Consider the following 21316-nt stretch of genomic DNA (forward strand, 5'->3'; position numbering starts at 1 on the left):
GAGTCGCGGGCAATGGCAGAGTTTCCGAAAAAGGCGAAGGTCGTCATCATTGGCCTCGGCGGTATTGTCGGCGCGTCGATCGCCCATCACCTGATCGAGCGTGGCTGGACAGATATTGTCGGCATCGACAAATCGGGCATCCCGACCGACATCGGTTCGACCGCGCACGCTTCCGATTTCTGCTACACCACCAGCCATGATTTCCTGTCCTGCTGGACCACGCTTTACTCCATCGATTTCTACGAGAAGATGGGCCACTACGCCCGCATCGGCGGCCTTGAAGTGGCCCGTGTCGGCGACGACGGCCGCATGGACGAGATCAAGCGCAAGATCGCGTCGGCGAAAGCGTTCGGCACACGCGCCCGTCTGATCGAACCGGCCGAGATCAAGGAAAAGTTCCCGCTGATCGAACAGGAGATGGTCCAGGGCGGCCTGTGGGATCCGGACGCCGGCCTCGTCATTCCGCGCTCGCAGACCGTTGCCGGCAAGCTGGTCGACCAGGCGGAGGCGTCGGGCAAGCTGAAATCCTTCGCCAACACGCCGGCCAAGTCGCTCGTGGTCAAGGACGGCCGCATCAGCGCCGTGGTGACAGACCGCGGCACCATCGAGGCCGACTATGTCATCGTCTGTGCCGGCATCTGGGGCAGGCTGATCGCGGAAATGGTCGGCGAGGACCTGCCGGTCATGCCGATCGACCATCCGCTGACCTTCTTCGGGCCGTACAATGAGTTCGCCGGCACCGGCAAGGAGATCGGCTGGCCGCTGCTGCGCGACCAGGGCAACTCGGCCTATATGCGTGACACCGGCGATCCCAAGACCGCCGAAGGCGGGCAGATCGAATGGGGCTACTACGAAGAGACCAACCCGCGCCTTTGTCATCCGCGCGACCTGCTGGAGAAGGACCAGGCCCGCCTTTCGCCGTCGCAGCGCGATCTCGACATGGAGCAGATCCTGGCGCCGCTCGAGCGCGCCATGGAGTTGACGCCGATCCTGGGCGAACTCGGCTACAATGAAAGCCATTCCTTCAACGGCCTGCTGCAGGTGACGGCCGATGGCGGCCCGTCGATGGGCGAGAGCCAGAAGGTGAGGGGCCTGTGGTATGCCGTCGCCATCTGGGTCAAGGACGGGCCCGGCATGGGCAAGCTGATAGCCGACTGGATGACCGACGGCCGCACCGCGATCGATCATCACGCCATCGACTATGCGCGCTTCTATCCGCACCAGACCAAGGAGCAGTTCATCTGGGACCGCTGCACCGAGACGGCGATGAAGGTCTACAATCCCGCGGTGCATCCGCGCGAACCGTTCTCCAAGGGCCGCAACATCAGGCGCTCGCCGTTCTGGGAGCGCGAGAAGGAACTCGGCGGCTACTTCATGGAACTGGGCGGCTGGGAGCGCGCCCATGGCTATGCCGCCAACGAGCATCTTCTCGAGAAGTACGGCAACCGGGTGCCGGTGCGCGAGAACGAGTGGGACAACCGCCATTTCTGGCGCGTCTCGAACGCCGAGCATCTAGCGATGAGCGAGGATTGCGGCATCGTCAATCTCTCGCATTTCTCCATGTATGACGTCGAAGGGCCCGACCATGTCGCGCTGCTGGAATGGCTGTGCGCGGCCAAGATCGGCGGCGACAACAACATCGGCAAGGGCATCTATACCCACTTCCTCGACGAGGAAGGCATGGTGCGCGCCGACTTCACCGTCATCCGCATGGCCGATCGCTGCCGTTTGATCGACGGCGCCGACGCCGGCCCGCGCGACTTCCGCTACATGCAGCGGACCGCGCAGGACAAGGGTTTTGACGTCACCATCACCGATGTGACGGAAAAGTACGTCACCATCGGCATCTGGGGGCCGAATGCCCGCGCGACCCTGCAGAAGGTGGTCGAGACTCCGGACGGGCTCTCCGTTGAAAATTTCCCCTTCGCCGCGATCAAGCCGATCCGGATCGGCGGCAAGGATGTCACCGCTTTCCGCATCTCCTATGTCGGCGAGCAGGGTTGGGAACTGCACATGCGCTATGAGGACGGGCTGGCCGTCTGGGACGCGCTGCGCACGACCGGCGTCATGCCGTTCGGCGTCGAGACCTATGCCAATACGCGCCGCATGGAAAAGAGCCTGCGGCTGCAGAACGCCGACCTTCTGACCGAGTACAATCTGCTCGAAGCCGATCTCGCGCGCCCGAAGGTCAAGGAGAATGATTTCTGCGGCAAGGCCAAGCACCTGGAGTATCGTGCCCGCGAACACCAGCCGGCGACTTTGTGCACGTTGGTGATGACCGAAAACACCGATTCGAAAGGTGTGGCGCGCTATCCCGTGGGCATCATGCCGGTGCTCGATCCCGCTACCGGCGAGACGCTGGTCGACGAACTCGGCCGCCGCTCCTTTACCACATCGGTCGCCTATGGCCCGACCATCGGCAAGAACATCGCGCTCGCCTACCTGCCGCATTCGTATGCGCAGGAAGGCCGCAAGCTCAAGGTGGAATATTTTGGCGAGACCTACCCGGTCGAAGTCGCCGGCGTTGGCTACAAGCCGCTCTACGATCCGGAGAACCTCAAGCCGCGCAGTTGATCGGCTGATCGAGAGAAAGACCGATCGCAAAAGCCTGGCCTTTGGCCGGGCTTTTGTCTTTTTAACAGCGCCGTTTTGGCTTACCCTTCCGGCATGTCTGCTTTCCCGTACGCAAGACATCTCATTTCCGGCTGCGCCGCGCTGGCGCTGATGCTCTGGCCGGCCCGGGGATCCCGCGCGGACGAGCCGGTCGATGTGGAGCTGGTGCTGGCGGTGGATGTCTCGCTGTCCATGTCGGCCGATGAGCTCGAGATCCAGCGTCACGGCTACGCGGCGGCCCTGACGCATGACAATGTGCTGCAGGCAATCGCCGATGGCGCCTATGGCAAGATCGCCGTCACCTATGTGGAATGGGCCGGCACCACATGGCAACGCGTCATCGTGCCGTGGACTGTCATCGCCAACCGCGCCGATGCCGAGCGAGTGGTGGCGCAATTGTCCGCCCAGCCGCCCAACAGCGCGCGCCGCACCTCGATATCCGGCGCGCTGGAGTTCGGCAGCGATCTTTTCGCCGAAAGCGGCTACCAGGGAACAAAGCGGGTCATCGATATTTCGGGCGACGGACCCAACAATCAGGGTGCGCCGGTCAATCTCACCCGCGACGGGGTGGTCAGGCAAGGCATCGTCATCAACGGCCTGCCGCTGATGACCCGAGGCGGATTTTCGGGCGCCTATGACGTCAGTGATCTCGACCGTTACTACAGCGACTGCGTCATAGGCGGCCCCGGTGCCTTCATGATCCCGGTCAACGACTGGACGCAATTTCCCGAAGCCATCCGTCGCAAGCTGGTGCTGGAACTCGCCGGTCCGGCGTCACCGCAATGGGCGGCGGAGGAGGCGGACCATCCGCCAGTGGTGCTGGCGCAGGACAAGCCGGCCGCCGACTGCCAGATCGGCGAGAAAATGTGGCGCAACCGCAGCTGGATGCTGGACAGCCGCTAGGCCTGGGCAACGGCGCGGCAAGCATTGGCAAAACGGCCGCGCCGCGCTATCCAGCAAGTGGGGGCCGCGGTCGAAACCGAGGAAGATCAGATGAAACGTCTAGCCATCCTGACAGCTGTCGCGTCCGTGCTTTTTGCCGGCAGCGCCAGCGCCCAGTACAATGACCAGCCCGCCTGCGTCATGTTCGAGCATGTGAATTTTCGCGGGCGGTCGATCGAAATGGGCCCCGACGATTCGGTGAATTTTCGTCGTGGCCAGTTCTGGAACGACCGCGTGTCGTCGGTGTTCGTTCGCCGGGGCTGCACACTTGTGGCCTATGAGGATACGAATATGGGAGGTCAATCGATCGAGATCAGGCGCAGGGCCCGCGAGTTGGGCGGCGACTGGAACGATCGCATCTCGTCGGCCGAGTGCTATTGCGACGGCTATTGAGGGCGGCAGGGCTTCAGCCCTGTCGAGCGTCGGCGACGGGGCGTGCCTGCCGGCAGGCCGCCAAACACGTTACTGTTGATTGACAAGCCGATTGGCGTCAGTGAACAATTCCCCCAGAGAAACAAAAGGGGAACTCATATGAACAGGACCACCATTTTTGCCGCCACTTTGACGCTTGCCGCCGGTCTCTCCGCCCCGGTGATGGCCGCCACATCGGTCACCATCGGCATCAGCGGCTGGACCGGCTTCGCACCGCTGACGCTTGCCAAGCAGGCGGGCCTCTTTGAGAAGCACGGCCTCGACGTGACCTTGAAGAAGGTGCCTCAGGCCAGCCGGCCGCTTGCCATCGCCAGCGGCGACCTGCAATGCGCCGCCACCACGGTCGAAACCTGGCTGGTGTGGAACGCCAGTGGGGTGACCACCAAGCAGATCTTCCAGCTCGACAAATCCTATGGCGCCGACGGCATTGTCGTGCGCAACGACATCAAGACCGTCGCCGATCTCAAGGGCAAGAACGTCGCCTCCTCGGCGCCGGGCACGTCGCCCTATTTCCTGCTCGCCTGGGTGCTGAACAAGAACGGCATGTCGACCAAGGACGTCACGGTCGTCAATCTGGAGCCGGACGCGGCGGCGCAGGCCTTCCTTGCTGGCCAGAACGATGCGGCGGTCACCTATGAGCCGTTCATCTCGGCCGTGCGCGACAAGGCCGACCAGGGCCACATACTGGCGACCACGCTCGACTACCCGATGGTGCTCGACACGGTCGGCTGCACGCCCGAATTCCTCAAGGCCAATCCCGACGCCGCCAAGGCGCTCGCCGACAGCTATTTCGAGGCGCTCGACCTGATCAAGAGCGACCCGCAGAAATCCTACGAGATCATGGGCGCCGACGTGAAGCAGTCAGCCAAGGAATTCGAGGATTCGGCGAAATACCTGAAATGGGCCGACAAGGCCGAAAACAAGCAGTTCTTCACCAAGGAATTCCAGGATTTTTCCAAGACCGCCGGCGAGCTGCTGCTGCAGATGGGGCTGATCAAGGAGGCCCCTGATGTCGCTACGCTGGCCGATACCAGCGCGGTGGCGAACTGATATTTTCGGCCTTTGCCCCGTCACGGCGGCGCCTGGCGCGCCGTTCTCTCCTCGGCACGTGACAATTTGAAGATGGGGACGATGTGAAGATGCGGCCGTTGCATCCAGTTTCGCCGGGCCTGCGAACCGTGCTCGGCGTTTCCTTCTTCGTGCTGTTCATCGCGTTCTGGGGCTGGATCACGCTTGGCGGTCACGTCAACCGGATTTTTCTCGCCGATCCGCTGTCGATGCTCCGGGACGGCTGGCGGCTGCTTGTCGAGGACCGTTTCTGGCTCGACATACTGATCACCATCTGGCGGGTCTTTGGCGGTTTTGTACTGGCGTCGGTCGTGGCCGTACCGCTCGGCATCGCCATGGGGGCATGGAAGCCCGTGGAAGCCTTCCTGGAGCCCTTTGTCTCCTTTGCCCGCTATCTGCCGGCCTCGGCCTTCATTCCGCTGCTCATCCTGTGGGCCGGCATTGGTGAGCTGGAAAAGCTGCTGGTCATCTTCGTCGGCTCAGTGTTCCAGATCATCCTGATCATCGCCGTCAAGGTGGGTTCGACGCGGCGCGACCTTGTCGAGGCCGCCTATACGCTTGGCTCGACGAACAACAGCATCGTCAGGCGGGTGATCATGCCGGCCAATGCGCCTGAAATCGCCGAGACGCTGCGGCTGGTGCTCGGCTGGGCGTGGACCTATGTCATTGTCGCCGAACTGATCGGTTCGTCCTCCGGTATCGGCTACATGATCATCAATAGCCAGTCGCGCCTGGCGACCGGGCAGATCATTTTCGGCATCATCGTCATCGGACTGATTGGGCTGTTGTCCGATTTCGCCTTCAAGGCGTTCAACCGCTGGCTCTTTCCATGGAGCCTGGCGTGAGCAAGCTTCTCATAGAGGGCGTTTCGCGCACCTTTGCCGGCGTGCGCGGCGGACAGCCGGTCAAGGCTCTGATGCCGATCGACCTGGCGGTCGCCGCCAATGACTTCATCACCATCCTTGGTCCGTCCGGCTGCGGAAAGTCGACACTGCTCAGGATCGTCGCCGGCCTCGAGGCGCCTAGCGAGGGCCGCGTGCTGCTCCACGGCAAGGCGGTGGCCCGGCCGGGGCCGGATCGCGGCATGGTCTTCCAGTCCTACACATTGTTTCCGTGGCTGACGGTCGCCGAAAACATCGCCTTTGGCCTGCGCGAACGCGGCATGGCTGAAAAGGAGCGGGACGGAGTGGTTGCGTCCTATGTCGATCTCGTCGGCCTGAAGGGGTTCGAGAACCATTGGCCGAAGCAGCTGTCCGGCGGCATGCAGCAGCGCACGGCGATCGCCCGCGCGCTCGCCAACGATCCGGAGATCCTGCTGCTGGACGAGCCGTTCGGGGCGCTGGACAACCAGACACGTGGGCTGATGCAGGAGCTCCTGCTCGGCATATGGGAGCGGCGCAAGAAGACGGTGCTGTTCGTCACCCATGATATCGAGGAGGCGATCTTCATGGCCTCGCGCGTCATCGTGATGACGGCGCGGCCAGGCAGCATCAAGTCGGATGTCGCCATCGACCTGCCGCATCCACGCCATTACACGCTCAAGACCAGTCCGGAGTTCTCGGCGCTGAAGGCGCGGCTGACCGAGGACATCCGCGTCGAGGCGATGCGGACGGCGCAGGGCCAGCCGGCGAAGGCTTGACCCGGTCAGGCCGCCAGCAGCTGCTTGCGGTCGACGCGCTCCTGCTGCGGCGAGCGGGCGTAGAGCTCGCGGTAGCATTTAGAGAAGTGCGAGGCCGAGACGAAGCCACAGGCGACCGCCACCTCGACCACCGGCAACGAGGACTGGATCAACAGGTGCCTGGCGCGGTCGAGCCGGATTTCCAGGTAGTAGCGGGCAGGGGAGCGGCCCATCTCGGTGCGAAACAGGCGTTCGATCTGGCGGCGCGACAGATCGACATGGTCGGCGATCTCGATCAGCGACAACGGCTCGGAGAGGTTCGCCTCCATCAATTCGATGATGGTCAGCACTTTCGAGTTCTGCACGCCAAGGCGAGCCCGCAGCGGCAGGCGCTGGCGGTCGGTCGGGCTGCGCACACGGTCGGTCAGCACCTGCTCGCAGACGCGATTGACGAGGCTCTCGTCGAAGTCGTCGCCGATCAGCTTCAGCATCATGTCAAGCGCGGCTGTGCCGCCGGCGCAAGTGTAGATGTTCTGATCGATCTCGAAGAGGTCGGCAAAGACATTGGCCTTCGGAAACGCCTCGGAGAAGCCCGGCAGGTTCTCCCAATGGATGGCGCAGCGCTTGTTGGACAGCAGGCCGGCGGCGGCGAGGATATGTGCCCCGGTGCACAGGCCGCCGACGGCGACGCCGCGATTGTACTCTTCGCGCAGCCAGGCGAAGGCCGACTTGTTCTGGTAACGCTCGACATTGATGCCGCTGCAGACGATGGCCATGTTGGGCCGATCGGGGCCGGCCATCTTCTTGCGCTCGTCCTCCAGCGAGGTGTTGACCGCGCATTCGACGCCGTTCGAGGCACGCACCGGCTTGCCATCGATGCTGGCGAGGCGCCAGCGATAGGCTTCGTAGCCGAGCATGCGGTTGGCGGAGCGTAGCGGGTCGAGCGCGGTCGCAAAAGCGATCATGGTGAAATCGGGGATAAGGAAGAACACAAACGATCGCTTGATCGGATGCTTGACGGCGTTCACGGGAACCTCATCTGGCCATGACGCGAACAGGATGTCGCGAATAGCATAGCGACATCAGGAAAAATCATGCTTGTCAATCGGCTACGCCGCCTGGGCAAGATTAAATTTGCGACATGGGTCGCAAATGGGCAATTGCTTTGCGGCGATGCCCCCGGGCGCGGCAGCAACTGTCCAAACGACAGGCAAAACGCGCAAAGACGAACAAAAACGCCGCCGTGGCCGGAGCCAGGCGGCGTTACAGTCTTGAAGCAGCAGCAGGGAAGCGCTGCCTGGAAAAATGTCAGGCGACGAAGCCGAGGCGCGCCGCAGCCATCGCGCCAGTCTGGCCAGGCATGGTGTTGGCAAGGCGCTGACGCTCGAGAGCGGTGGTCAGGTTCATTTCGCGGCGGGCAAAGAGGCGGGAAAAAAGCTTCATGATCATCTCCAATCGGTTGCTCAGACGGGTCGCCTTCGCTTGATGGAGTGGGGCAGCTCGTTTGCTGGCGCTGATATAGGCTTGTGTGAGCAAAAACTAAATCGCAAAAGCGAAGCGCTTGATATGAAATGCGACACCGAATGCGACAAATTTGGGCAAGCTGCCTGAAATTTGCGATTATTTACAGAGTGTTAGTTTGAAGTCCGCGCCGCTATGCGGCTTGCTCATATGCGCCATGCAGCGCTCGCATGGCTTCGAAACTCATTTGAATGCAAATAAGATAGAGAAGGCCTGCCGGGCTGGGTCCGCGCGGCAGGCCTTCAGCGCTTGATACACACGATCTACTTTGCTCCAGCCCAGGATCCGATGCCGTTGCGAATACCGGTCTTGGTGTCGGATGCCTCAGGCCAGCCGATATCCTTCTGCAGTTCGATCGGCAGGGAACGGATGGCGCGTTCGGTCTGGTAGCGGGCGCGGGCCGCGCTGAATTCGGTCGCGATGCGGCCGAGGGACGACAGGATAGACATTTTCATTTCTCCTTGCGCGCCTGGCAGGGATGCCAGGGGCGACTGCTAAGTCAGGTTTGTTTCAGCTTCATTTCGTGTCGATTGCAGGTCTGTGTCGTGGTCGTTTCATGGCTGCTTGTGGCAGCATCCTCAATCGATGCAGTTGACTATGCCCCCGATCTGATGTTCAATCAAACGAAATGGAATGATGCTTTGTATCAGAAAAATTGAAGGCTGATCGCCATGAACGCCCCGCTTAATCATCCGCTGCCACTGCTCGATCTCGACGTTTTGCGCACTTTCGTGGCCATTGCCGAGACCGGCAGCTTCACCACCGCCGCCAATGCCGTCTTTCGTACACCCTCAGCGGTGTCGATGCAGATAAAGAAGCTGGAGGACATTCTTGGCCGCTCGGTGTTCGCGCGCGACGCCCGCTCGGTGTCGCTGACCACGGACGGCGAGATGCTGCTCGGCTATGCCCGCCGGCTGCTGTCGATCAACCGCGAGGTGGTGTCGAAATTCATCATTCCCGAGATTGTCGGTGTGGTGCGGCTCGGCTCGCCGGATGATTATGGCGAGCGCGTGCTGCCGCATGTGCTGAAGCGCTTCGCGCAGTCGCACCCCTCGATCGCCGTCGATGTCACCATAGACCAGAGCAGCAATCTGCGCCGGCGCATGGACGACCGCGCGCTCGACATCACGCTTCTGACCAACTCCTACAAGACCAGCGCGCTCGGCGCCGAGGTGCTTTTGACCGAACCGATCGTGTGGGCCGGCGCCAAGGGCGGCTGCGCGCATCTGCGCGAACCGTTGCCGGTGTCGCTGTGGGAGGAGGGCTGCGCCTGGCGGGCCGGCGCGCTCGATGCGCTGGGGCGCGAGGGCCGCAATTATCGCGTCGCCTACATGAGCGCGCACACGGCTGGCCAGCGTGCGGCGATCATGGCCGACCTCGCGGTCGCGCCGTTGCCGCGATCATTCCTCGGCAACGACATGGTCGAGCTCTGCCCGAAGGACGGCATGCCCGATATCGGCACCTACAATCTTGCCATGGTGGTGGCCCCGGACGCCAGCGCGCCGGTCAAGGCCGTCGCCGACCACATCCGTGCGACGTTCGAAGTGTTCCGGGAAACCGGCAAGTTCTGATCCGCCGCCGGATCGAAAGGACAAGCGTTACTCCGCCGCCTCGGCGGAGGGCGCCTCCAGCCCTGTTTTCATGTCTTGCCTGACCGGTGAGCGGCTCTCGCTGAGGAACGCAACGATGTGCTGGCGGGCGCGGCGCGCCTCGGGCATGTCGATCAGCGGCCAGACGTGGAACATGCCTTCCTCATGGACGACATCGACCTCGACGCCGGCTGCCCGCGCCTTTTCGGCGAAGATCAGATTGTCTGGGGTCAGAAGATCACGCGAGCCCGTCAGCATCAGTGTTTTCGGCAGCACCGAGAGATCGCCGTAGACCGGGCTGATATGCCAGTCGCTGCGGTCCATGCCGGCACTGTACATCCGGATCGCCTCGAGGCCGCCCGGGATGCCGAGCCAGGGGTCGTTGCGCTCTGCCTCGAACAGTTTGGGGTTGGAAAGCGACATGTCGAGCCCGGGCGAAATCAGGACATGGCGCGACGGCAAGGGCAGGGCTTCTTCGGCAGCCATCATGGTCAGCACCACGGCCATGTTGCCGCCGGCGGAATCGCCCATGAAGATGATGTCCTCCGGTTCCGTCTCGTCGAGCATCTGACGATAGACATCGCCGACCATGCCGAACATGGCGTGGAAATCGTGTTCCGGGGCGATGGGATAGATCGGCACGGTGATGCCGTAGCCCAGCCGGTCGGCCATCTCGGCGATCAGGTGCCAGTGGTAGGGTGTGATTTCAAAGACATAGGCACCGCCATGCAGGTAGAGGATCCGCCTATGCTCTCCGGCCCTGGGGGCAATTTCGTAGACCGGGAAGCCGTCCACGGTACGTGTCTCGATGTCGAAGCGCTGGTGTAGCGAGGCCGGTGGATGGTGATCCTCGGTCTTGCGCGCGGCGGCGATCCAGCGCTGCAGGTTTTCAGGGCTGGAAAACGCCTTCTTGCGGCTGTGCCTGAGCACGAAGGAAACGACGTGGCTTTTCAAACTTGGCATGCGGATACACGAACTTCGGCTGCAGCCGACTAAGAGAATTCCCCCTCTCTTGCGAAGATCGTGCGTTGGCCAAGAATGTCAAGATTTACGCCGTCTCCACACGCCGGTGTGATGCGCGCTCCGTGTCAGCGGCGCGGCAAAAGCGCCACGCGCAGCCGGTTGCTGGTTCGGGCCGGGGATGTGCGAGACCCCCGGCGCATGCCGAGCAGTTTGCATTTGTCGGCGAAGGTCATCAGCGCGGCGTGCCCAGAAGCAGCGACGTGAGCGCGGCCTGTGGATCGCTCGGCGGCGAGGCCGGCCAGCCAATATCCTTCTGGACATGCGCCGGCAGGCTGTTCAGCGCACGGATCGCCTTGTTCCTGGCATGGGTCTGCCTGATGGTCACACCGAAGCGGCCAAGATTTTCGAACATCGACATTTTCATCTCCCTTGAAGGACGACGGCAGCCGAGGATCGTCCCTGGCCGTCGTTCGATGTCCGCTAAATGCGCTCGTTATGTATCGGATGGATTTCGCGAAAACAGCGTTTCGGTTTCCGGATCGGTTCGATCCGGAAACATTTGCATGCAAATGACTTTGAAGGTTGAAACGCCTTGCGGAAGTCGCGTCTATTCGCGGCCGCGTCGTGCCGCGTGGCCTTCGCGCGAGCGCCGCCGCGGGGTGGCGTCGCCGGCGACGCCATCCTCGCTGACCGTCTTGCGTGGCGGCAGTTTCACCGCCGCCGACAATTTCGGGAACGGATCGACCTTGTTGGGCAGCGCCATGGCGTAGACGAAATGCTCCTGGAATTTCGGCTCCAGGGCAGTCTCGATCTTCTCGATCTGGCTTACCGTCTCCTCGATCTCGCGGCGATAGCCGCGGTTCAAGAGCGCCATGCGCGCACCGGCGCCGGCGGCGTTGCCGACGGCCGAGACCTTGTCGAGGTCGCAATCGGGGATCAGGCCCAGCACCATGGCGTATTTCGGATCGATGAAGGAGCCGAAGGCGCCGGCGAAGTGGATGCGGTCGACATGCTCGGTGTTCTGCTTTTCCATCAGCAGCTTGGTGCCGGCGTAAAGGGCGGCCTTGGCGAGCTGGATGGCGCGCACGTCGGTCTGGGTGATGGTGATCTTTGGTTCGCCTTCCTTCAGCACGTAGGAGAAGGTTCGGCCGTTGGCGACGACCCGGGGCGAGCGAAGGCTGAGCGATCCGTCAACGACGCCATCCTCGGAAATAATGCCGGCGAGATACATCTCCGCCACGATCTCGATGATGCCGGAACCGCAAATGCCGGTAACGCCCGTTGCCTGCACGCTGTCGAGGAAGCCTGGCTCGTCGGACCACAGTTCGGAGCCGATGACGCGGTATTTGGGCTCCAGCGTTTCGGGGTCGATGCGCACGCGCTCGATGGCGCCGGGCGCGGCACGCTGCCCGCCGGAGATTTCGGCGCCTTCAAACGCCGGGCCCGTTGGCGAGGAGGCCGCGACTACGCGCGTGCGATTGCCAAGCACGATCTCGGCATTGGTGCCGACGTCAACGATCAGCATCATCTCGTCCTGGCGATGCGGACCTTCCGACAGCGTGACCGCCGCCGCGTCAGCGCCGACATGGCCGGCGATGCAAGGCAGCATGTAGAGGCGCGCGCCCTGGTTGAGCTTCAGGCCGATATCGGAGGCCTTGATGCGCACCGCGCCCGAGACGGCGAGCGCGAAAGGCGCGCCGCCGAGTTCGGTCGGATCGATGCCGAGGAACAGATGGTGCATGATCGGATTGCCGACGAAGACGGAATCCAGGATGTCGTTGCGCTGGACATTGCCTTCCGCGCAGACCTTGTCGACGAGGCTGGAGATCGCCTCGCGCACGGCCACCGTCATGCCTTCGCGGCCATCCGGGTTCATCATCACATAGGAGACCCGGCTCATCAGATCCTCGCCGAAGCGGATCTGCGGGTTCGACGTGCCGGACGAAGCGGCGACACGCCCCGAGAGCAGCGACACCAGATGCATGGCGATGGTGGTCGAGCCGATGTCGCAGGCCAAACCATAGGCCTCGTTCTTGAGGCCCGGCCACAGCGCGATGACGCGTGCGATGTCGCTGTCGGCATCCTTGTGGATGGCGGCGGTGGCGGTCCAGTTGCCCTTGCGCAATATGCCCTGCACCTGCGGCAGCAGGTAGAAATCGAATTCGAGGTTTTTAAAGCCCCAATCCTTCATCAGCGCGATCTTCAGCCGGTCGAGGTCGCCGAGCGGCTTGTGCATGTCGGGCTCTTCGATCTCGACATAGCACATGCGGATCGCCGTATCGCGGGCGATCACCCTGGTATCGGCATCCTTGCGGATGGTCTGGGCATTGATGACGGTATCCTGCGGTACGTCGATGACGAGGTCGCCGAGGATCTGCGCCGAGCAGGACAGGCGGCGCCGCTCGGGCAGCCCGCGCACGCGCTCATAGCGCTCTTCCTTGGGTCCCTTGGCCGAAATGTGATCGTTGGAGGAGACGATCTTGTGCTTGGCGAAATTGCCTTCCTGCACCTCGATCTGGCAGCGCCCGCACGTGGCGCGGCCGCCGCATACGCTTTCGACATAGACGCCGAGCTGGCGCGCGGCATCCAGCACCGGCGTGCCGACGGGAAACCGGCCGCGCTTGCCCGACGGCATGAACAGCACGAGCGGATCGGTGATGTTGGCGGGAGAATTCATGCTTGCACGTGTCTCGGTAAGAATTGTCGATACCGTTTAACGGATCGTCTCAGGATTGGGCGGAATGTCTGATGGTCCAGAGACCGATCATGTCGGATCTCCTGCTTGCCGGCATATTCACCGCCTTCACCATGGTGCGGCTGCTCAAGGGCCCATGGCCGCGCATTTCGCAATGCCTGGCCACCGGAATCACAGGCGGCGTGACCGGTATATTCGGATCGTGGACGGGAATGACGTTGTTCGACGCCATACCGGGCATCGCCTGAACGCAAAGCAGACGCGTCCGACCGCATCAATGATGCGATCGGTTCAGCGTGGTTTGCAGTTCGGTTCACGATTGCGCGCTTATCCCCTGGCCATCCGGGCTTCACGGCCACCGCGCCGGCGTCCGCCATTGCCGCCGCCTTCGCCGGGAGCATTGACCTGCGTCGGCGCCGCAACCGCCTGGCCGCCTTCGGCGGGCTTGTAGTCCTTGTAGGTCCTGATCCAGTTGGTGCAGTTCTCGTCGGTGCCGTTCAACACATTGGCGCCGCGCACGGCTTCCATTTCCTGCGGTCGCACCGGGTTCATGATCGCCGAGGTCATGCCGGCGCCGATCACCATCGGGATGAAGGCGGCGTTGATGCCATGGCGATGCGGCAGGCCGAAGGAGATGTTGGACAGGCCGCAGGTGGTGTTGACCTTGAGCTCTTCGCGCAGGCGGCGCAGCAGCGCGAAGACCTGGCGGCCAGCGTCGCCTAGCGCACCGATCGGCATGACCAGCGGGTCGACGACGACGTCGTGCGCCGGGATGCCGAAATCGGCGCAGCGCTGCACGATCTTCTTGGCGACGGCGAAGCGCACGTCCGGATCCATCGAAATGCCGGTCTCGTCATTGGAGATGGCGACGACCGGGACGTTGTATTTCTTGATCAAAGGCAGGATGGCCTCGAGCTTTTCCTCCTCGCCGGTGACGGAATTGACCAGCGGGCGGCCCTTGGCGACCTTGAGTGCCGCCTCGATCGCGGCAGTGACCGAGCTGTCGATCGACAGCGGGAGGTCGACGAGACCCTGCACGATCTCCAGCGTCTGCACCAGCAGCGCCGGCTCGGTCGCATTGGGGTCGACCGCGGTGACGCCGGCATTGACGTCGAGCATGGTGGCGCCGCAGGCGGCCTGCTCCAGCGCGTCCTTGATGACGGTCTCGAAATTGCCGGCCACCATCTCGGCGGCGAGCTTCTTGCGGCCGGTCGGATTGATGCGCTCGCCAATCACGCAGAAGGGCTGGTCGAAGCCGATGATGATTTCTCGTGTCGCCGAGGCAACGATGGTCCGGGTCATGAAATCTCTCCGTCGTGATATAAAGAGTTCTTTATATCGTTATCTCTTTTCGATCAAGCGAATGCTCGTGCTCCGTGCAGGATCAGTGCGCGGTCTTCACCATATCCACCTGGGTTTCGGTAATCTCGTCATGCAGGATGTGGTCCAGCCGATCGGCAACCATCTGGTCGTCGCGACGGATTTCGCGCTTCCAGGGCTGGCGGCCCTTGAGCACGCCGGATTCATCGACGATCTCGGCGACATATTCCTCCTGGCGGTAGGCCATCACATGGATGCCCGAAATACCGGGGATTTCCTTCACCTCGTTGATGATGTCGATGCAGAGCTGCTTGCCTTCCTTCTTCTGGTCCTGGGCACCCTCCAGCCGCTTGATGACGGCGTCCGGGATATGGATACCCGGCACGTTGGAGCGGATCCACTTGGCGGTCTTGGCCGAGGCCAGGGGGCCGACGCCGCACAGGACGAACACCTTCTCGGTATGGCCGAGGTCGCGCGCCTTCTGCATGAATGTCCTGAACATCGGCACGTCGAAACAATACTGCGTTTGCACGAACTGCGCCCCGGCGGCGATCTTCTTGCCAAGATGGATCGGGCGGAAATCGAAGGGCGGCGCGAACGGGTTGACGGCAGCGCCCAGGAAGACCTGCGGCGGCGTCGTCAGCTTGCGGCCGGACAGGAACTTGCCGTTGTCGCGCATGATGCGGACGGTTTCGAGCAGCGACATGGAATCGAGGTCGAACACCGGCTTGGCGCCGGGCTGGTCGCCGGCCTGCACGCCATCGCCGGTCAGGCACAGCATGTTGGCGACACCCATGGCGGCGCCGCCCAGCACGTCGCCCTGGATGGCGATGCGGTTCTTGTCGCGGCAGGCGATCTGCATGATCGGGGCATAGCCCATGCGGGTCAGAAGCGCGCAGATGCCGACCGAGGACATGTGGCAGTTGGCGCCCGAGGCATCGACGGCATTGATGGCGTCGACCCAGCCATCGAAAATCTTCGCCCTGTTGTAGACGTCCTCGGGATCGGCGCTGTCCGGGGGATTGAGCTCGGTCGTCACCGCGAATTCACCGCGCCGCAGCACGCGCTCCAGCCGGCCACGGGACGAGTGGCCGGGCAGGGGATCGAGCGGCAAGTGAATGCCGGCCGGGTTTTCGTCGCGCTGGCGAGCGGTCATGCGGCGGCTCCGGTCTTTGGCGCGGCAGCGGCTTCACGGGCTGCCGCCGCCTGCGCGGTGACCCGCAGCCAGGCCGACGTTTCGCGCAACGACTGGTCGACCGGCTTCTGCACGGCCAGGATCTTGTCCGAGTTGACCATGTTCTGCGAACCTTCCCAGGCCTTGACCCAGACGCAGGGCATATCGGGCTCGACCTCGCAATTGCCGTTGGCACGCACGCCGCCGCAGGGACCGTTGCGCAGTTGCTTGGGGCAGTTCATCGGGCATGACATGCCGGTCGAGGACAGGATGCACTGGCCGCACATGCGGCAGTCGAACATAAAGCCTTTGACGCGCTTCTCGACGAATTTGATCGGGGCCTCGACGCGACCGTAGCCTATGCCCTTCCACAGGGGGTGCAGGAGCAGAAACATGTCGGCGAAACGGGAATAGAACCATTCGAGCAGGCGCGAATGCCGGATCGACCACAGCCTCACCGCGAAAGAACGCTGCACGCGCCGCTGCGGCGACACGTCGGCCGGCTTGTAGTCGGATTTCGGCGCTGCCTTCTTGACCAGGGTGGCCTGGGTAACCGCCGGGTTCGTCTCAGACATTTTCTTTCCCGCCCGCCTTGACCAGAGCGACGAGCCGCTCGCGGTCGTATTTCGCATCGAGCTCCTGAAAAGCCTTTTCGACCTCGGCTTCGAGGTCGTCGCCAACCGGGACCGGATCGGCCTTGCGCCATTCGGCCAGATAGTCGTCGGTGCCGCCGGCGCCGGTGCGCATGGCGCACATGTCAATGGCCTCGGTGAAGCGCAGCGGCAGCTCACGCTTGGCGTTCTGCCGGCCCTTCTTGACGATGACCTGGGCAGGGATGTCGCGCCAGTAGACGACGATAAGATCGGCCATGAATTCTCGCTCCTCGAACTATCGAGCATTGCCGCATGCGCAATGGGCCCGCTTGTTATGGGACGACGCGCGCGCATTCAAAAGCGACGCATTTCAATGTCGTAAAATGAAAGGTGTCTTTATTCGTTTGCGACGCGCACCGGCGGCAGGTTCGGCATGCCGAAAAAGCCGTCCTGCCTTATGCGGTGCCGGGCTGAAAAGACCCTACCAGATTCCGGTTCTGAGGCCGGTCCAGACGTAGAACCAGATCGTCGGGTGATACCATTGTTTCGAAGGCAGGCCCGGGTCGATCGTCGTGAGTTTTCCGGCCAGTGCATCGCGCACGGCCTCGACGCAGATGTCGCGCGAGAACGCCGCCTGGCGCAGTGCGTGAGTTGAGATGGTGTCGCCTTTTTTCGGTTTGCCACGCGCCTGCCTCAGCACGCCGCCAGTGTCGACGCCAGCATCGACGAGATGGACAGTCGTGCCGAAATTCTGCGCGTCACCTGATACCAGAGCCCAATAGCCGCCATTCATGCCGCGATATTTTGGCGTGATGCCCGCATGGTAGTTGAGCACCGGGCAGGGCATCTTGCTCAGCATCCCGGCCGAAATCAGCCGGCAACCGTTGAGCAGCACGACGCCTGGCTGGATCTTCTGGATCGCCTGCAGGCACTCGGGCCCATTGGCCGAAGTCACGTGGATGATCTCCTGGCCCGGTCGCGGCTCGACCTCCAGTTTCTCCTCCGCGATCAATCGCGCGCCATGGCTGGCGAGAATCCGCTTGCCCAACCTGCTCAGCACCATCGTGCCAAGCTGGCCCATGGCCGAGATGCAGCCCTGGCGCCGAGCCCGGCCACGCAGCAATTGCTTTTTGGATTCAGGGATTTCGAGGATGACGCTGACAGGACCTACGCGATCGGCGATTGCGTTGATCATGGCCCAGACATGCTGGCCGCCGCCGGTCACGACGACGATCGGCGCGCTCGTTGCTCCCGATGAAGACATTGCCCGTTTTCCTGCCTTGCATGCGGCCGGCTGCCGCGTGCTGGCCGGATTTTGTGCCGGAAGGGGGTTAAATCTTGATGACCACGCTCAGCGCTTGACCTCGATGATGTCGAGCTTCGATTCGTAGTAGGGTGCGGGAAGTTCGATGCGCCATTCGCCGGCGCCGGTGCGGTAGGCATAGCCGACCTGGTCGGTCTGCGGGCCGCTGCCGTAAGGTTTGGCCCGATCGTTGTTGACGGAGGCGGAGCCGAGATAGATGGCGCGTTTCTCGTTGTCGTCGAAGAAGCGGCCTTGGGTTCGCTGGGACCCGCTGATCTTTTCCAGCCGCCAGCCGGAGCCGTCGTCGGTCACCTTGCACTTGAACCAGCCATAGATGACGAGCGGGCTCAACCCGCCTGCCTTGATGGTGCGGCACTTCCAATTGCCGGTCAGGTCCTTGTCGGAGAACGAGACCAGCGGCTTCGCCAGCAAGGCATCGAGCTGTTTGACCTCGGCCGGATTGCCCGCCTTCGCCTCGGCAAGCGCCGCCTTGCGCGTCTCGCCATACTTGTCGAGACGGGTCTTGTCGGCAGGCGTGATCAGCTTCTGCACCTCGCCGTCGGCAAGGGTTGGCAAGGTGCAGCAGAGCAGGCCGATGGCCGCAAGCAGTGGGCGAAGGATCATCTGGAACTCCCCGTGTCTCTAAAATGGCGTTTGAAAATGGCAGTTAATGTCCGGAGCGGCGCCTCTGCCGGCTGATGGCTGACTTTACCGGGTCGCTCGCGCCTGTCATCCGTGCTTAACAGCGTCACCGTCAAAAATCATGGTGGGGCGCATGCGAATCTTGCTCACGGGATCGTCGGGTTGGCTGGGCGGCACCCTGGCGCCGCGCTTGCGCGCGCTTGGTCATGAGGTGATTGGCCTCGACCCTGTTCCATCGGTCGAAACGCGGATGATCGGCTCGATCGCCGATCGTGACATGGTCATGCGGGCGGTCAGGGATAATGGTATCGAAGCCATCATCCACAGCGGCGCGCTGCACAAGCCCAACATAGAGAGCCGCGCCAACAGCGATTTCGTCGCCACCAATGTGCAGGGCACGCTCAACCTGCTCGACGCGGCGGTGGCGACCGGCGTCGAGCGCTTTGTGTTCACCTCGACAACATCGCTGATGATCTCGCAGGCGATACGCGACGGCTTCAAGGGTGGCGCGCGCAAGGCGGCGTGGCTAACCGAAGCGATGTCGCCGGAGCCGCGTAATATCTATGGCGTCACCAAGCTCTCGGCCGAACATCTTTGCCGCCTCTATCATCTTGAGCACGGCCTGCCGGTGGTCGTCCTGCGAACGGCCCGCTTCTTTCCCGAAGCCGATGACATGGCGCATGCGATCGAACAATCGGATGCCAACACCAAGGCGAACGAATTGCTGTTCCGGCGGTTGACGGTGGAAGATGCGGCCGAGGCCCATGTCGCCGCGCTGGAGAAGGCGCCACAGCTTGGCTTCGATGTTTTCATCGTCTGTGCGCCGACACCGTTCCAACCTGATGATTGCGCGGCATTGATCAGGGATGCGCCGTCGGTGGTCGCGCGGTATTTCCCGGACTTCGCGGCGCTCTACGCGCGCAAGGGCTGGACGATGTTTTCCTCCATCGACAGGGTCTATGACGCGTCGCGGGCGAGGGACAGGCTGGGTTTTGTCTGCAGGACGAGCTTTACCGATGTGCTGGCGGCGTTAAGGGCTGAGAACGGGCCAGGTTAGATTGCGCTCAGGTGACCTTCGCCGCCTGCGCCATTCCCGCGGTCAGGTCGCCATAACCGGTCGCGCGCCGCTCATAGGCGAGGCCAAGCAGGGCGGCGGCCTTTTCCGCGACCTTGTCGAGTTCGGGATCATCGGTCTGGGCGAGATAGATCAGCTTCTCGTAGTTGCCGAAATAGTCCTTGATCAGCTCAGGGTGCTTGTCGAGGCCCAGCGGCTTCATGAAGAAGGCATCGAACTGGCGGCAGAGGAAATCCGTCATGTAGAAGGACATCATGTCGTCGTCGGCAACCTTGGCATAGGCTTCCATGCCTTGATAGAAGGCGAAGCAATGCGGGCCGGCCATGCGCGCGACGCCATGCTTCTCGATGACGCGGTCGAGCAGGCCACCGGTGCCGCAATCGGCATAGCCGACGAAGATGTGCTCGTAACCCTCCGCCCTGGCCTTCCCGATCGCCTTGTCCATGGCGGGCGCGATACGGTCGGGATAGAAGTGAAACTCCGCCGGCAGGCAGGTCAGGTCAAGGTGATCCAGCCCGAGCTGTTCCTTGACGGCCAATACCTCGCGCGCAATCATTCCGCAGGCGATGATGAGCAGCCTGTCTGTCTGATTCGGTTTCGTTTTTTGCGTCTTGACCAAGTCGAGCCGGCTTTCGCTGCGGGGCTAATTTATCTGTCGAGGGAGACACCGTCCATGAAACTGCTGCGTATCGCGCCGATTGCCATTCTTGCCTGTGCCCTGGCCCTTACGGCCTGCGCCAACACCATTCGGGGCGTCGGCAAGGATGTCAAATCGACGGCTAGGGCTGTCAAAGACACTGTCGCCAACTGATCGGCGGCCTCGTCCATCATCTGGGAACAAAAAAGCCGCGCTGCAAGGCGCGGCTTTTTCTGCCTGTCCATCCTGATGCCTTGGATCAGGCGGAAGCGCGCACGTTATGCTTGCGCTTCATGAAGTCCTTGGCGGTCTCGACCGCCACCGCGGCATCGCGGCAATAGGCGTCGGCGCCGACGGCCTTGCCGAATTCCTCGTTGAGCGGGGCGCCGCCAACCAGCACGACATAGTCGTCGCGGATGCCCTTTTCCTTCATCGTATCGATGACGACCTTCATGTAGGGCATGGTCGTGGTCAAAAGCGCCGACATGCCGATGATGTCGGGCTGATGCTGCTCGATCGCATCGAGATATTTCTCGACCGCATTGTTGATGCCGAGGTCGATGACGTCGAAGCCGGCGCCCTCCATCATCATGCCCACCAGGTTCTTGCCGATGTCGTGGATGTCGCCCTTGACGGTGCCGATCACCATCTTGCCTTGCTTGGGCGCGCCGGTGGCGGCCAGCAGCGGGCGCAGGATGAACATGCCGGCCTTCATGGCGTTGGCGGAGAGCAGCACTTCGGGAACGAACAGGATGCCGTCGCGGAAATCCTCGCCGACGATGCGCATGCCTTCGACAAGCGCCTCGGTGAGCACCTTGTAAGGCACCCAGCCGCGCTCCAGCAGAATGCGCGTGCCTTCCTCGATCTCTTCCTTCAACCCGTCATAGAGGTCGTCGTGCATCTGCTGCACCAACTCGTCGTCGGAAAGTTCAGAAAGGATGATCTCGTCGTCGGACATTTTAATCCAGCTCCTCACGGCATCGCGACTGTGTCGCAAGGCACAAAATATTGGCGTTCATACCTAACCCGCAACGGGCGGGTATCCATAGCTGATTTGCGACTTCCCGCAAAAGGAAAGCGACTGGAAAATCTATTGGTTTTCTTGTCGATTTTGCGACAGGCGTTGGCGCG

General features: G+C 62.5%; 24 protein-coding genes. 10 read left to right on the forward strand and 14 right to left on the reverse strand.

The genetic code is table 11. The features are described from left to right. Positions 1 to 12 precede the first annotated feature (12 nt). The 6 genes from EB815_RS19560 to EB815_RS19585 all read left to right on the forward strand — a co-directional run bounded on the left by EB815_RS19560 (position 13) and on the right by EB815_RS19585 (position 6694). The gene (locus tag EB815_RS19560; RefSeq protein ID WP_056572598.1) at positions 13 to 2574 is read left to right on the forward strand and encodes a GcvT family protein; all 2562 of its coding nucleotides are present in this window, start codon (positions 13 to 15) and stop codon (positions 2572 to 2574) included. Positions 2575 to 2667: 93 nt separating this feature from the next. Further along, a complete protein-coding gene (locus EB815_RS19565; RefSeq protein ID WP_056572595.1) occupies positions 2668 to 3516 on the forward strand; it encodes a DUF1194 domain-containing protein in 849 nt (282 codons plus the stop codon). 90 nt (positions 3517 to 3606) lie between these two features. Then, positions 3607 to 3948 (forward strand): peptidase inhibitor family I36 protein, encoded by a 342-nt coding sequence (locus EB815_RS19570; protein ID WP_056573473.1) that lies wholly within the window; start codon positions 3607 to 3609, stop codon positions 3946 to 3948. Positions 3949 to 4086: 138 nt separating this feature from the next. Next, entirely contained in the window at positions 4087 to 5037 is a 951-nt protein-coding gene (locus EB815_RS19575) for an ABC transporter substrate-binding protein (RefSeq protein ID WP_056572593.1), read from the forward strand. Positions 5038 to 5126: 89 nt separating this feature from the next. Continuing rightward, entirely contained in the window at positions 5127 to 5900 is a 774-nt protein-coding gene (locus tag EB815_RS19580) for an ABC transporter permease (protein WP_056572591.1), read from the forward strand. Further along, the gene (locus EB815_RS19585) at positions 5897 to 6694 is read left to right on the forward strand and encodes an ABC transporter ATP-binding protein (protein WP_056573468.1); all 798 of its coding nucleotides are present in this window, start codon (positions 5897 to 5899) and stop codon (positions 6692 to 6694) included. The genes EB815_RS19580 and EB815_RS19585 overlap by 4 nt, the downstream gene beginning before the upstream one ends. Positions 6695 to 6699: 5 nt before the next feature. Here the strand turns inward: EB815_RS19585 and EB815_RS19590 are convergent, their stop codons facing one another. The 3 genes from EB815_RS19590 to EB815_RS19595 all read right to left on the reverse strand — a co-directional run bounded on the left by EB815_RS19590 (position 6700) and on the right by EB815_RS19595 (position 8643). Continuing rightward, a complete protein-coding gene (locus EB815_RS19590) occupies positions 6700 to 7638 on the reverse strand; it encodes a GlxA family transcriptional regulator (protein ID WP_413814136.1) in 939 nt (312 codons plus the stop codon). A gap of 343 nt (positions 7639 to 7981) precedes the next feature. Then, entirely contained in the window at positions 7982 to 8116 is a 135-nt protein-coding gene (locus EB815_RS33990) for a hypothetical protein (protein ID WP_081295128.1), read from the reverse strand. Between the two features lie 341 nt (positions 8117 to 8457). After that, complete coding sequence (locus EB815_RS19595; RefSeq protein WP_027061621.1) at positions 8458 to 8643, reverse strand: hypothetical protein; 186 nt, start codon at positions 8641 to 8643, stop codon at positions 8458 to 8460. A 222-nt stretch (positions 8644 to 8865) separates the two neighbouring features. On the opposite strand from EB815_RS19595, the gene EB815_RS19600 reads away from it, so the two are divergent. Beyond that, a complete protein-coding gene (locus EB815_RS19600) occupies positions 8866 to 9765 on the forward strand; it encodes a LysR substrate-binding domain-containing protein (RefSeq protein ID WP_027043894.1) in 900 nt (299 codons plus the stop codon). 27 nt (positions 9766 to 9792) lie between these two features. On the opposite strand, the gene EB815_RS19605 is transcribed toward EB815_RS19600, so the two are convergent. The 3 genes from EB815_RS19605 to EB815_RS19615 form a co-directional block, all read right to left on the reverse strand. Beyond that, a complete protein-coding gene (locus EB815_RS19605; protein ID WP_056572587.1) occupies positions 9793 to 10746 on the reverse strand; it encodes an alpha/beta hydrolase in 954 nt (317 codons plus the stop codon). A 232-nt stretch (positions 10747 to 10978) separates the two neighbouring features. Further along, entirely contained in the window at positions 10979 to 11164 is a 186-nt protein-coding gene (locus EB815_RS19610; RefSeq protein WP_056573465.1) for a hypothetical protein, read from the reverse strand. Positions 11165 to 11353: 189 nt separating this feature from the next. Further along, entirely contained in the window at positions 11354 to 13423 is a 2070-nt protein-coding gene (locus EB815_RS19615) for an ASKHA domain-containing protein (protein ID WP_056572585.1), read from the reverse strand. A gap of 71 nt (positions 13424 to 13494) precedes the next feature. Between EB815_RS19615 and EB815_RS19620 the strand changes: the two genes are divergently transcribed. Continuing rightward, positions 13495 to 13689, forward strand: coding sequence for a hypothetical protein (locus tag EB815_RS19620; RefSeq protein ID WP_056572583.1), 195 nt, complete (start codon positions 13495 to 13497; stop codon positions 13687 to 13689). A gap of 79 nt (positions 13690 to 13768) precedes the next feature. On the opposite strand, the gene EB815_RS19625 is transcribed toward EB815_RS19620, so the two are convergent. The 6 genes from EB815_RS19625 to EB815_RS19650 form a co-directional block, all read right to left on the reverse strand. Then, positions 13769 to 14743 carry a methyltetrahydrofolate cobalamin methyltransferase gene (locus EB815_RS19625; RefSeq protein ID WP_056572581.1) on the reverse strand — a complete coding sequence of 325 codons (975 nt, stop codon included), beginning with the start codon at positions 14741 to 14743 and terminating at the stop codon, positions 13769 to 13771. A gap of 82 nt (positions 14744 to 14825) precedes the next feature. Continuing rightward, positions 14826 to 15917 (reverse strand): methylenetetrahydrofolate reductase, encoded by a 1092-nt coding sequence (locus EB815_RS19630; RefSeq protein WP_056572579.1) that lies wholly within the window; start codon positions 15915 to 15917, stop codon positions 14826 to 14828. Then, positions 15914 to 16510, reverse strand: coding sequence for a methylenetetrahydrofolate reductase C-terminal domain-containing protein (locus EB815_RS19635; RefSeq protein ID WP_056572577.1), 597 nt, complete (start codon positions 16508 to 16510; stop codon positions 15914 to 15916). The genes EB815_RS19630 and EB815_RS19635 overlap by 4 nt, the downstream gene beginning before the upstream one ends. After that, complete coding sequence (locus EB815_RS19640; protein ID WP_056572575.1) at positions 16503 to 16805, reverse strand: virulence factor; 303 nt, start codon at positions 16803 to 16805, stop codon at positions 16503 to 16505. The genes EB815_RS19635 and EB815_RS19640 overlap by 8 nt, the downstream gene beginning before the upstream one ends. 204 nt (positions 16806 to 17009) lie before the next feature. After that, complete coding sequence (locus tag EB815_RS19645; protein WP_056572574.1) at positions 17010 to 17792, reverse strand: formyl transferase; 783 nt, start codon at positions 17790 to 17792, stop codon at positions 17010 to 17012. A gap of 87 nt (positions 17793 to 17879) precedes the next feature. Continuing rightward, the gene (locus EB815_RS19650) at positions 17880 to 18455 is read right to left on the reverse strand and encodes a DUF4893 domain-containing protein (protein ID WP_056572572.1); all 576 of its coding nucleotides are present in this window, start codon (positions 18453 to 18455) and stop codon (positions 17880 to 17882) included. Positions 18456 to 18606: 151 nt separating this feature from the next. Between EB815_RS19650 and EB815_RS19655 the strand changes: the two genes are divergently transcribed. Continuing rightward, positions 18607 to 19530 carry an NAD-dependent epimerase/dehydratase family protein gene (locus EB815_RS19655; RefSeq protein ID WP_056572571.1) on the forward strand — a complete coding sequence of 308 codons (924 nt, stop codon included), beginning with the start codon at positions 18607 to 18609 and terminating at the stop codon, positions 19528 to 19530. 7 nt (positions 19531 to 19537) lie between these two features. Here EB815_RS19655 and EB815_RS19660 read toward each other — a convergent pair whose 3' ends face one another. Continuing rightward, positions 19538 to 20167, reverse strand: a complete 630-nt coding sequence (locus tag EB815_RS19660) for a DUF1638 domain-containing protein (protein WP_056572569.1) — start codon at positions 20165 to 20167, stop codon at positions 19538 to 19540. A gap of 54 nt (positions 20168 to 20221) precedes the next feature. Here EB815_RS19660 and EB815_RS19665 point away from each other — a divergent pair, with 54 nt between their 5' ends. After that, on the forward strand, positions 20222 to 20359 hold the full coding sequence (locus tag EB815_RS19665; RefSeq protein ID WP_019858698.1) for an entericidin A/B family lipoprotein: 138 nt from the start codon (positions 20222 to 20224) through the stop codon (positions 20357 to 20359). Between the two features lie 85 nt (positions 20360 to 20444). On the opposite strand, the gene EB815_RS19670 is transcribed toward EB815_RS19665, so the two are convergent. Beyond that, positions 20445 to 21143: a corrinoid protein gene (locus tag EB815_RS19670; RefSeq protein WP_027046950.1), complete on the reverse strand. Its 699-nt coding sequence runs from the start codon at positions 21141 to 21143 to the stop codon at positions 20445 to 20447. Positions 21144 to 21316: the final 173 nt, after the last annotated feature.

It is taken from the genome of Mesorhizobium loti (genome assembly GCF_013170705.1).
Classification (GTDB): domain Bacteria; phylum Pseudomonadota; class Alphaproteobacteria; order Rhizobiales; family Rhizobiaceae; genus Mesorhizobium; species Mesorhizobium loti_D.